At 57.0% G+C, this 11,599-nt stretch carries 9 protein-coding genes; 5 read left to right on the forward strand and 4 right to left on the reverse strand.

The window, feature by feature from the left end; all coding sequences use genetic code 11:
- Positions 1–321: 321 nt before the first annotated feature.
- Together lysS and prfB are read right to left on the reverse strand one after the other, a co-directional pair.
- Entirely contained in the window at positions 322–1,809 is a 1,488-nt protein-coding gene (gene lysS / locus R0I78_RS02560; protein ID WP_317074202.1) for a lysine--tRNA ligase, read from the reverse strand.
- 27 nt (positions 1,810–1,836) lie between these two features.
- Positions 1,837–2,935 (reverse strand): peptide chain release factor 2 gene (prfB, locus tag R0I78_RS02565; RefSeq protein WP_156816392.1). Its coding sequence is split into 2 segments (ribosomal slippage): positions 1,837–2,859 and positions 2,861–2,935, totalling 1,098 coding nucleotides; the frame shifts between segments, so codons are not numbered across the junction.
- A 256-nt stretch (positions 2,936–3,191) separates the two neighbouring features.
- Here prfB and R0I78_RS02570 point away from each other — a divergent pair.
- The 5 genes from R0I78_RS02570 to R0I78_RS02590 all read left to right on the forward strand — a co-directional run bounded on the left by R0I78_RS02570 (position 3,192) and on the right by R0I78_RS02590 (position 9,322).
- Positions 3,192–4,205, forward strand: coding sequence for an amino acid ABC transporter substrate-binding protein (locus R0I78_RS02570; RefSeq protein WP_317074203.1), 1,014 nt, complete (start codon positions 3,192–3,194; stop codon positions 4,203–4,205).
- Between the two features lie 69 nt (positions 4,206–4,274).
- Complete coding sequence (locus R0I78_RS02575; protein ID WP_317074204.1) at positions 4,275–5,459, forward strand: amino acid ABC transporter permease; 1,185 nt, start codon at positions 4,275–4,277, stop codon at positions 5,457–5,459.
- Positions 5,460–5,461: 2 nt separating this feature from the next.
- Entirely contained in the window at positions 5,462–6,562 is a 1,101-nt protein-coding gene (locus tag R0I78_RS02580) for an amino acid ABC transporter permease (RefSeq protein WP_317074205.1), read from the forward strand.
- A 36-nt stretch (positions 6,563–6,598) separates the two neighbouring features.
- The gene (locus R0I78_RS02585; protein ID WP_317074209.1) at positions 6,599–7,327 is read left to right on the forward strand and encodes an amino acid ABC transporter ATP-binding protein; all 729 of its coding nucleotides are present in this window, start codon (positions 6,599–6,601) and stop codon (positions 7,325–7,327) included.
- Positions 7,328–7,447: 120 nt separating this feature from the next.
- A complete protein-coding gene (locus tag R0I78_RS02590) occupies positions 7,448–9,322 on the forward strand; it encodes a methyl-accepting chemotaxis protein (protein ID WP_317074206.1) in 1,875 nt (624 codons plus the stop codon).
- 35 nt (positions 9,323–9,357) lie between these two features.
- Here R0I78_RS02590 and recJ read toward each other — a convergent pair whose 3' ends face one another.
- Positions 9,358–11,094 (reverse strand): single-stranded-DNA-specific exonuclease RecJ, encoded by a 1,737-nt coding sequence (gene recJ / locus R0I78_RS02595; protein ID WP_317074207.1) that lies wholly within the window; start codon positions 11,092–11,094, stop codon positions 9,358–9,360.
- 273 nt (positions 11,095–11,367) lie between these two features.
- A partial coding sequence (locus R0I78_RS02600) for an integrase core domain-containing protein (protein WP_317074208.1) occupies positions 11,368–11,599 on the reverse strand: 232 nt, incomplete at its 5' end.

Consider the following 11,599-nt stretch of genomic DNA (forward strand, 5'->3'; position numbering starts at 1 on the left):
GAAATGGCAGATGAAGTACGGTACTATACGGATGAGTATTACCCGAAAGTGCGGCGCCACATGGCGCTGGGAGGAATAACTCCCAATGCCTACGCAGCGGCCGCTTAACTTAAGTGTCTACTTTATCGGGGCCACTCCATGTCAGTGACAGGCCTTTTGTGTTTTTAGCGCACCGGTGCTGCACGAAACAGCGGCAGGGATTACCGGAGCCAACCGTCACATGCCATGGAAGGCATGTGCCGAGCGTCCCATGGATGGGCTTGAAGCGTGTTGGCGCAGGTAACCCTGCCGATGTTTCGCATGACGGACTCTGCGCTCCTGTTACCGCTGCGGACGCAGGGTCGGGAACAGGATGACATCACGAATGGTGTGAGAGTCGGTCAGCAGCATCACCAGACGGTCGATGCCGATGCCCTGGCCGGCGGTAGGCGGCAGGCCGTGCTCCAGCGAGGTCACATAGTCCTCGTCGTAGAACATGGCTTCGTCGTCACCGGCGTCCTTCTGCTCCACCTGATCGCGGAAACGCTGAGCCTGATCTTCGGCGTCGTTCAGCTCGGAGAAGCCGTTGGCGATCTCGCGGCCACCGATAAAGAACTCGAAGCGGTCGGTGATGCTCGGATCGTTATCGTTACGACGGGCCAGCGGTGATACTTCCGCCGGATATTCGGTGATGAAGGTCGGCTGGATCAGACGGTGTTCGGCGGTCTCTTCAAAGATCTCGGTGATCACGCGGCCCAGGCCCCAGGTTTTTTCAACCTTGATCTTGAGATCCTTGGCCACTTCACAGGCACCTTCAAAGGTTGCCAGCTGGTCCAGGGTCACTTCCGGGTTGTACTTGAGGATGGCGTCTTTCATGCTCAGGCGCGCGAACGGCTTGCCGAAGTCAAAGGTCTCCTCGCCATACTGCACTTCGGCGCTGCCCAGCACCTCAGTAGTAACAGTGCGCAGCATTTCCTCGGTGAAGTCCATCAGGTCGCGGTAATCGGCGTAGGCCCAGTAGAACTCCATCATGGTGAACTCGGGGTTGTGCCGGGGCGACAGGCCTTCGTTACGGAAGTTACGGTTGATCTCAAACACCTTCTCGAAACCGCCCACCACCAGCCGCTTCAGGTACAGCTCGGGGGCGATACGCAGGTACATGTCCAGATCCAGCGCATTGTGATGGGTGATAAAGGGACGGGCCGAGGCACCACCCGGAATCACCTGCATCATGGGAGTTTCCACTTCCATAAAGCCGTGGTTGTTCATAAAGCTGCGAATGGCGGCCATCACTTTTGAGCGCACCATGAAGGTCTTACGGGAGTCTTCGTTGGTGATCAGATCCAGGTAACGCTGACGGTAGCGGGTTTCCTGGTCGGACAGACCGTGGAATTTCTCCGGCAGCGGGCGCAGGGCCTTGGTCAGCAGCTGAAAACGGTCCATGTTGACGTAGAGGTCGCCCTTGCCGGACTTGTGCAGGGTGCCGGTCACGCCGATGATGTCACCGATGTCGAGGCCGTTGTACTGCTCCTTGATCAGCTTCTGGGCATCCTTGGTGGCATAGGCCTGAATGCGGCCGGACATGTCCTGCAGGGCCAGAAAGGGGCCGCGTTTGGCCATAATACGGCCAGCCACCGAGGCTACCTTACCCAGCGATTCCAGGGTCTCTTTATCGTGCTCACCGAATTCGGCCTGCAAATCGGCGGCCAGATGCTCCCGGCGAAAGTCGTTGGGGTGACCGTTGGCGGGGCAGTCCTTGCGGATCTGCTCCAGCTTGGCACGGCGCTCGGCAATGAGCTTGTTCTCGTCTTGTTGCTGCTCTGTCGTCATGATTAAGCCTTGTTTGAATCTTTTTATTTACAGCCCGGACTTGAGGCTGGCTTCAATAAACTTGTCCAGATCACCGTCCAGCACCGCCTGGGTGTTGCGGGTTTCCACGCCGGTGCGCAGATCCTTGATGCGGGCGTCGTCCAGCACGTAAGAGCGGATCTGGCTGCCCCAGCCAATGTCGGACTTGCTGTCTTCCAGCGCCTGTTTCTCGGCATTCTGCTTTTGCAGCTCCAGCTCATAGAGCTTGGCTTTCAGCTGCTTCATGGCCTGATCGCGGTTTTTGTGCTGAGAGCGGTCATTCTGACACTGCACCACCACGCCAGTCGGCTCATGAGTAATACGTACCGCCGAGTCGGTCCGGTTTACGTGCTGACCACCGGCACCGGATGCCCGGTAGGTATCGATGCGCAGATCCGCCGGATTAACCTCAATTTCGATATCATCGTCAATTTCCGGATACACAAAGGCAGAGCAGAAAGAGGTGTGACGACGACCGCCGGAGTCGAACGGAGATTTACGCACCAGACGGTGCACACCAGACTCGGTGCGCAGCCAGCCATAGGCATATTCACCGGAAAAACGCACTGTGGCAGACTTGATGCCGGCCACTTCCCCTTCCGACAGTTCGATGATCTCGGTTTTAAAGCCGCGGGCCTCACCCCAGCGCAGATACATGCGCAGCACTATGTTGCACCAGTCCTGGGCTTCAGTACCGCCGGAGCCGGACTGTAAATCGAGATAGCAGTCTGACGCGTCCTGCTCACCGGAAAACATGCGACGGAATTCCAGATCCTCAAGCTTTTTCTCAAGGCCCGCCAGGTCGGATTTGGCTTCTTCGAAGGTGTCTTCGTCTTCTTCTTCTACCGCCAGCTCCACCAGCTCGCCAATGTCGGCAATACCCCGGTCCAGCTCTTCCAGGGTTTCCACCACGGTTTCCAGGGCGGATCTTTCCTTACCCAGTGCCTGGGCGCGCTCGGGCTGATTCCATACATCCGGCTGTTCCAGCTCGGCGTTTACTTCTTCCAGACGCTCTTTTTTGGCGTCATAGTCAAAGGTACCCCCTAAGAAGCTGCGCCCGTTCAGACAGCTCCTTAAGTTTGTTGTACACAGGGTTTGTTTCAAACATGGACTGACAGACTCTCTGTTTACTAAGTGAGTGGACTTGGCGCTTGGCCAAATAAGGCGGCTATTCTACCCAAAAGCTGCCCAAAACGCAGCCATACCGATGATTTTCATCCGCAAACAGGGACCCTTTTGGCATCAAAATATTCACCTGCCTTTCCTGCACTGTGGCGATCTTGTGCTAATACTCTAAATGGCATGCCGTTTTATGCCCCCAATGCATAACGCAATCGTTTAATCGCCAACAAGAGGATGTGTTTATGACAGGCAAAGGAACAGCAGCGATTCTGATAGCCGGCACTTTGCTGGCCGCCCCGCTTCAGGCCGCCACCCTGGATGAAGTAAAACAGCGGGGAGAGCTGAAGTGCGGTGTCAACAGCGGCCTGCCGGGTTTCTCCAACCCCGATGACAAGGGCGTATGGAAAGGGCTGGATGTGGATCTGTGCCGGGGCATTGCCGCTGCCATTTTCAATGATGCCGGCAAGGTGCAGTACATTCCGCTCAACGCCAAGGAGCGCCTCACCGCCCTGCAGTCGGGTGAGATTGATGTGCTGTCGCGCAATACTACCTGGACCTCCAGCCGCGATACTGAACTTGGTATCAACTTTACCGGCGTCAACTACTACGACGGTCAGGGCTTTCTGATCAACAAAAACCTGGGCGTCAGCAGCGCCAAGGAGCTGGATGGTGCCGCCATCTGTATTCAGTCGGGCACCACCACAGAGCTGAACGTGGCAGACTATTTCCGCCGCAACGGCATCGGCTACAGCGCCGTTGTGTTCGACACGTCCGAGCAGACGGTACAGGGGCTGGAAGCGGGGCGCTGTGACGTGCTGACCTCGGATCTGTCCCAGCTTTATGCCCTGCGCATCAAGCTGTCCAAACCCGATGATGCTGTGGCACTGCCCGAGGTCATTTCAAAAGAGCCGCTGGGGCCTTCAGTACGGCAGGGAGATGATCAATGGTTTAATGTGGTCAAATGGACTCACTTTGCCATGGTCAACGCCGAAGAGCTGGGCATTACCAAAGCCAATATCGACGAGATGAAAACCAGCGAAAATCCCGACGTTCGCCGTCTGCTGGGCCTTGAGGCCGACTTTGGCAAAGGCATGGGTCTCGACAAGGACTGGGCCTATCGCATCATCAAGCTGGTAGGCAACTACGGTGAAATCTTCGAGGCCAATGTGGGTCAGGGCTCACCGCTGAAAATTGAACGGGGCCTGAACGCACTCTGGACCGAGGGCGGCCTGCAATACGCACCACCTGTGCGTTAACCCCGGTAAGGGCTGCCTGCGGGCAGCTCCTTATTTACAGGTGTCACTGTCATATTCAAGGATGAAGCCATGTCGTCACCGGTCAAGTCTGCTTCCCCTTCGGTAAAGTTCTGGCGCGATCCTGCCAAGCGGGCGCTGCTGTTTCAGGTAGTACTGCTGTGCGCCGTGGCTGCCTTTATCGGATTTATTGTTAACAACACGCTTAATAACCTCAGTACTCGCGGCATTACCACCGGCTTTGGCTTTCTGGATGATCCTGCCGGTTTTGCCATTGCCCAGTCCCTTATTCCCTATGCCGAAACCGACACCTATGGCCGCACTTTTGTGGTGGGCCTGCTTAATACGCTGCTGGTATCGTTTCTCGGCATTATCGGTGCCACTGTGCTGGGCTTTATCATTGGGGTGGCACGGCTGTCACCCAACTGGCTGATCGCCCGGCTGGCCTCGGCCTATGTGGAGTTGTTCCGCAACCTGCCATTGTTGCTGCAGATGTTTTTCTGGTATTTCGCCGTGCTGCGTACCCTGCCCGGCCCACGCAACAGTCTGAGCCTGAATGACAGCGCCTTTCTTAATGTGCGCGGCCTTTATTTACCAGAGCCTCTGCCCGGTGCGGGTTTTCACTGGATCTGGCTGGCGCTGTTGCTGGCCCTGGCCTTGTCTTTCTGGCTGATCCGCTTTAATCACCGTCGCCAGGAAGCCACAGGGCGGCGACTGCCTGCCTGGTGGATCAGTATCGGGCTGATACTGGCCCTGCCCGGTCTGACCTTTGTCGCACTGGGCGCACCGCTGGAATGGAACTACCCTGAGCTGCGCGGCTTTAACTTTCGCGGCGGCATGACCATTATTCCCGAGTTTCTTGCTCTGTGGCTCTCACTGACGGTGTATACCGCCGCTTTTATTGCGGAAATTGTCCGCTCCGGTATTCAGGCTATTTCTCACGGCCAGACCGAGGCCGCTCATGCGCTTGGCATTAAAGACAGCCTGACACTGCGGCTGGTTATTATTCCTCAGGCCATGCGGGTCATTATTCCGCCACTGACCAGCCAGTACCTTAATCTGACCAAGAACTCCTCTCTGGCCACCGCCATCGGTTATCCGGATCTGGTCTCGGTATTTGCCGGCACCACCCTTAACCAGACCGGTCAGGCTATTGAAGTCATAGCCATCACCATGCTGGTGTATCTCACCATCAGCCTGCTGGTGTCTTTCTTTATGAACTGGTTTAACAACCGCATGGCGCTGGTGGAGAGGTAAGCATGTATAAAGATACCCTGACCCCGGAGCGTCCGGCACCGGTTTCCAGCAAAGGGCTGCCCGGCTGGCTCAGAGCCAACCTGTTTTCCGGCCCGCTCAATACGGCAGTGACCCTGCTCGGCCTTTATGCCCTCTATCTGATACTGGTCCCTGTGATTGACTGGGCCATTATCAGCGCCGACTGGACCGGCAGCAACCGTAACGACTGCACCGGTGACGGGGCCTGCTGGGTGTTTATCAGCGCCCGGCTGCAGCAGTTTATTTACGGCTTTTATCCGGATTCAGAACTGTGGCGCATCAATCTCACCTTTGTGCTTTTTGTGGCGCAGCTGCTGTGGCTGGCCCTGCCCCGCATGCCGGGCAAAATGTGGCTGGCTCCTTTTATGGTGGTGGTGTTTCCGGTCATCGCCTGGGTGCTGCTTTATGGTGGCTGGTTCGGTCTGGCAGAAGTACCCACTCACCGCTGGGGCGGCCTGACCCTGACCCTGATACTGGCAGTAGTAGGCATTACCGCCGCCCTGCCTATCGGTACCCTGCTGGCACTGGGGCGGCGCTCGGATATGCCCATAGTGCGCAGCCTGTCGGTGGTATTTATCGAGTTCTGGCGGGGCGTACCGCTGATTACCGTGCTGTTTATGTCGTCGGTGATGCTGCCACTGTTTGTACCCGAGGAGCTGACCCTCGACAAGCTGGTGCGGGCCATGATTGGCATCATTTTTTTCCAGTCTGCCTATATGGCAGAAGTGGTGCGCGGTGGCCTGCAGGCCATTCCCAAGGGTCAGTATGAAGCTGCCGAAGCGTTAGGGCTGAATTACTGGAAAATGATGGTGCTGATAGTACTGCCCCAGGCGCTGAAGCTGATGATACCGGGCATAGTGAATACCTTTATTGCCCTGTTCAAGGATACCAGCCTGGTGCTGATTATCGGCCTGTTCGACCTGCTGGCCATAGTACAGTCGGGGCTGGCAGACCCCAACTGGCTGGGCTTCGCCACAGAAGGATATGTGTTTGCCGGTCTGGTTTTCTGGATTTTCTGCTATGGCATGTCCAAATACAGTCAGTATCTGGAACACAAGCTGCACACCGGCCATCACAAACGTTAGTGGAGTAAGTACATGGATGCACAGCAACAGGAATACATGGTTACCCTGCAGGGCGTGAACAAATGGTATGGGGATTTTCATGTACTGCGGGACATCGATCTGACCGTGACCAAGGGCGAGCGCATCGTCATCTGCGGGCCCTCCGGATCGGGCAAGTCTACCCTTATTCGCTGTATTAACCGGCTGGAAGAACACCAGCAGGGCGATATTATCGTGCGCGGCACGCCACTGACCAACGACGTAAAAAACATTGAAACCATTCGCCGGGAAGTGGGCATGGTGTTTCAGCACTTTAATTTGTTTCCGCACTTAACCGTGCTGGAAAATTGCACTCTGGCTCAGATTTGGGTGCGTAAAACTCCCCGCCGGGAAGCAGAAGAAACCGCCATGAAACTGCTGACCCGGGTCAAGATTGAAAGTCAGGCCAAAAAGTATCCGGGCCAGCTTTCCGGCGGCCAGCAGCAGCGGGTAGCCATTGCCCGCAGCCTGTGCATGAACCCGGAAATCATGCTGTTTGACGAGCCTACCTCGGCGCTGGATCCGGAAATGATCAAGGAAGTGCTGGATGTGATGATAGAGCTGGCGGAAGAAGGCATGACCATGATGTGCGTGACTCACGAAATGGGCTTTGCCCGCACCGTGGCCGACAGAGTGATTTTTATGGATGCCGGTCAGATTATTGAAGAAAACGATCCCGAAACCTTTTTTCACCATCCGCAGTCGGAACGGACCAAACTGTTTCTCAGTCAGATCCTGGGCAACTGAGACCAGCAAAGGCTGCAGTGCAACATGCTGCAGCCCGACTTTTTTACAGCACAAGATTTCACTTAAGTTGCGGTGTACTCAGCCGATAAGTGTATTGCCTCCCCAACCCGGAATAACAAGATGCAAAACCTTAAATTAAAGCACAAGATACTGCTGAGTTTTGTCGTAGCAATTGTGCTCACCGTGGCTGCGATCAGCACCATGAGTTTTATCAGCCTTAAAGACAAACTCTATAGTGACAGCCAGCATTCGGTGGCAGCCATGGCCGAAAAGGAAACAGGCCGGGTTTCTGACTGGCTTGCCATGCGTCAGGGCATGCTGACTGCAGCCAGCAAGCAACTGGGAGACAATCCGCATCCGGCCCTGCAGCTGATTGAAGAAGCCGGTGATTTTCAGCTGGCTTATTTTGGCACCAGCAGCGGTATTATGCTGGACGCTCACCCAAGGGATCGCAGCGGCTACGACCCCCGTACCCGTCCCTGGTACCAGCTGGCACAGCAGGAAAATCGTGCCGTAGTAACCGCCCCCTATGAAGATGCCACCTTTGGCGGCACTGTGGTCACCCTGGCCGAGCCGGTTAACCGCGGCCCCTGGCAGGGCGTCATTGCTGCCGATGTTGCCATTACCAGCCTGATTGAAAGCGTGAATGCCATTCGCCTGCCCGCCGAAGGCTACGCCATTATGCTGAGTCAGGATGGTACATTAATCGCCCATCGTGATGCCAAACTGGCCCTGCAGCCCTCAACAAAAATTGATCAGGAGCTGAGCGCTGCCAACCTGAGCCGCTGGCAAAAGACCCCTGAAATGCATCCTGTCAGTCTGAATAACACCGACAAGCTGGTGTATGCCGAAGCCATTCCCGACAGTGACTGGCAGCTGCTGTTTGTGCTCGACAAGGCCGCGCTGGAAGCGCCCCTCAGTGCTCAGCTGTGGCGTCAGCTGAGTATCTCTGTTCTGGTCACCATTGCTGCTGTTGTCCTTATCAGCCTGCTGTTGCAATACCTGCTCGGTCCGCTGGTCAGAGTATCCCGGGGGCTGGAGCAGATCGCTGATGGCAAAGGTGATCTGACACAGCGCATTGAGCTGCACAGCAAAGACGAAGTCGGTCTGCTGGCCAGCAACTTCAACCGCTTTGTCGCCAGCCAGGCCGAGCTGATCAAGGATATCCGCCATCAGGCAGAAGAGCTTGGCAGCAGTGCCGAACAGGCTTCGGTACGGGCCAACCAAAGCGTCACCGAGCTGGGCCGGGCCCAGCAGGAAGTCACTCAGGTGGCTACCGCCGTGACCGAGATGGCTTCTGCTACTCAGGAAATTGCCCATAATGCCGAGCAGACGGCCACCGCGGCTCAGCAGTCGAGTTCCAGCACCGAGCAGGGCAAACAGCTGGTACACAAAACCCGCGATTCAATTTTCACGCTGGCCAAGGAAATGGAGCAGGCCGCGGCGGTCATCACCCGCCTGGATCAGCATGCTCACGACATATCCAGCGTGCTGGCCACCATTCAGGGCGTAGCTGAGCAAACCAACCTGCTGGCCCTGAACGCCGCCATTGAAGCGGCCCGTGCCGGTGAACAGGGCAGAGGCTTTGCGGTGGTGGCTGATGAAGTACGGGTGCTGTCCCAGCGCACTCATGCTTCCACCGAGGAAATTCAGGGCACCATAGGCACGTTGCAGCAGGCCACCGGTGAGGCGGTGAAACTGATGCAGGCCAGCCGCAATATGGCCGAACTGAGTGCAGAAGATGCCGAAGCCGCAGCGCAGGCGCTGGAGGAAATTACCGCTGCAGTAGGATTGATTTCAGATATGGCCAGCCAGATTGCTACCGCCGCGGAAGAGCAGAGCCAGGTGACCGGGGAAATTACCCAGAACACGACCGCCATCAAGGATGCCTCTGACGAGCTGGCCAACGATGCCGAACAGTCTTTGCAGCAGTCCAAGGATCTGCATCAGCAGGCCGGTGAGCTCAAGGGACTGGTCAGCGCCTTTCGAGTATAAATAACACAGGCAGCGCCGGCTGCCTGTGTTTTACTTCACGATAGTGGTGCCAGCCGCTCCACCAGCAGTTGCAGCTGGCGTCGCCCCTTCCATTCATTCACATCCGGCTTGTACACCAGCTGCACTTTCTGAATGGCGGCATTGGGCCAGATACCCAAGTCCACATTAAAGGCAATGGCATCGATCACGGTGCGCCCTTCGTCCGGGCTGAGCACCATTTTAAGGTGTTTGTCGCCCACCAGCCGCTGCTGAATAATGCGAAACTCACCGTCGAATACCGGCTCGGGAAACGCCTGCCCCCAGGGGCCGGCAAAGCGCAGCTGCTCCGCCAGCTCCAGATTCAGCTCGGTCACGCTCAGCTCGCCGTCACTTAAAATTTCACCGGCCAGCAGCTCGGGGCTGACCCATTCATCCACCATTTGCTCAAAGGCGGCCTTGAACGGCGTTAAAGCGTTTTTGGTCAAAGACAGCCCAGCGGCCATGGCATGACCACCGAATTTGGTGATAAGTCCGGGATGACGGGTGTTGATGGCATCAAGCAAATCGCGCAGGTGCACGCCGGGAATGGAGCGGCCCGAGCCTTTCAGCTCATCGTCGCCGGCTTCGGCAAAAGCAATCACCGGGCGGTAATACTGCTCCTTGATGCGCGAAGCCACCAGCCCCACCACGCCCTGATGCCAGTCATCCTGATGCAGCACCAGTCCGGACGGCAGTGCGCCATCACTGATGCGCACCCTGGCTAGGGTGGCCAGGGCTTCCTGCTGCATGCTGGCCTCGATGGCCTTGCGTTCACGGTTCAGCTCGTCCATCTGCGCTGCCAGCCGGCGGGCTTCATTAATATCGTCACAGAGCAGGCAGGCCACGCCCATGGACATATCATCCAGCCGGCCCACCGCATTGAGCCGCGGCCCGAGGGCAAAGCCCAGATCAGACGCTACCAGCCGCTGCTGATTGCGTCCGGAAATATCAATTAATGCCTGAATGCCAGGGCGCAGCCGGCCGACGCGCATGCGCTGCAGCCCCTGATGCACCAGCACCCGGTTGTTACCGTCCAGGGCCACCACATCGGCCACCGTGCCCAGCGCGACCAGATCGAGATAATCCGCCATATTGGGCGGGCGAATGCCCTGCTGCTCAAACCAGCCCTGCTCACTCAGGGCCGAGCGCAGCGCCAGCAGCAGGTAAAAAGCCACCCCTACCCCGGCCAGGTTTTTGGAAGGAAAATCACAGCCGCTCTGATTAGGATTGACGATGGCGTCGGCATCGGGAACGTTTTCACCGGGCAGGTGATGGTCGGTCACTATGACCTCCATGCCTGCGGCTTTGGCTGCCGCCACGCCGCTGATGCTGGAAATGCCGTTATCCACGGTGATCAGCAGCTCGGCCCACAGCTTTTGTGCTTCTTCCACCACCTGCGGACTCAGACCATAGCCGTAGTCAAAACGGTTGGGCACCAGATAATCCACGGCTTGCGCCCCCATGGCCCGCAAGCCGTGCACCATCAGCGCCGAGCTGGTGGCACCGTCACAGTCAAAGTCGCCCACTATCAGAATGCGGCGCTGTTTTTTCAGAGCGGCAGCCAGCAGACGCACCGCTTCACCCATGCCCTTGAGCACCGGCTTGTGCAGATTGCCCGCCTGTAAATTCAGCTGCTCCGGCGTGGTGACCCCCCGGCTGGCATACAGCCGCTGCAGTAAAGGAGAAAGGCTGGCAGGCAGCTGATGAGCCACCGGCTCACGCCGGCGAATGGGCAAAGCAGAGAAGGATGACATGAATAATACTGGCTGTTTAAACAGGGGAAACACACTAACCGCACCCGGTGAAATTTGCAACGCTCCGACCGCCTTCGGCGGAGCTGTAAGCTATCAGCTGTAAGTTGCTCAGGTGGTGCTAATAGATTCGGGGTTGTGCCTGCAGCTTTTTCCTGTCGGTGTTGTGGATTTGTGCCAGCTAAAGCGGCACCTACACCTACCTACTGTCAGCCATTATATAAACGCAGGCACGGCGCAGTGCCTGGAGTGGCCCCGATAAAGTAGACACTTAAGTTAAGCGGCCGCTGCGTAGGCATTGGGAGTTATTCCTCCCAGCGCCATGTGGCGCCGCACTTTCGGGTAATACTCATCCGTATAGTACCGTACTTCATCTGCCATTTCGTCTCTTCCGAGCATTCCCAGAGGGCGAGTCCACTCCTTCTTGAGCAGCGCGAAGAAGCTTTCCGAACAGGCGTTGTCCCAGCAGTTACCTCGGCGTGACATGCTGATGGTGATTCCCCGTGTA

The organism is Oceanimonas sp. CAM02 (assembly GCF_032842915.1).
In the GTDB taxonomy this organism is placed as follows: Bacteria; Pseudomonadota; Gammaproteobacteria; order Enterobacterales; family Aeromonadaceae; genus Oceanimonas; species Oceanimonas smirnovii.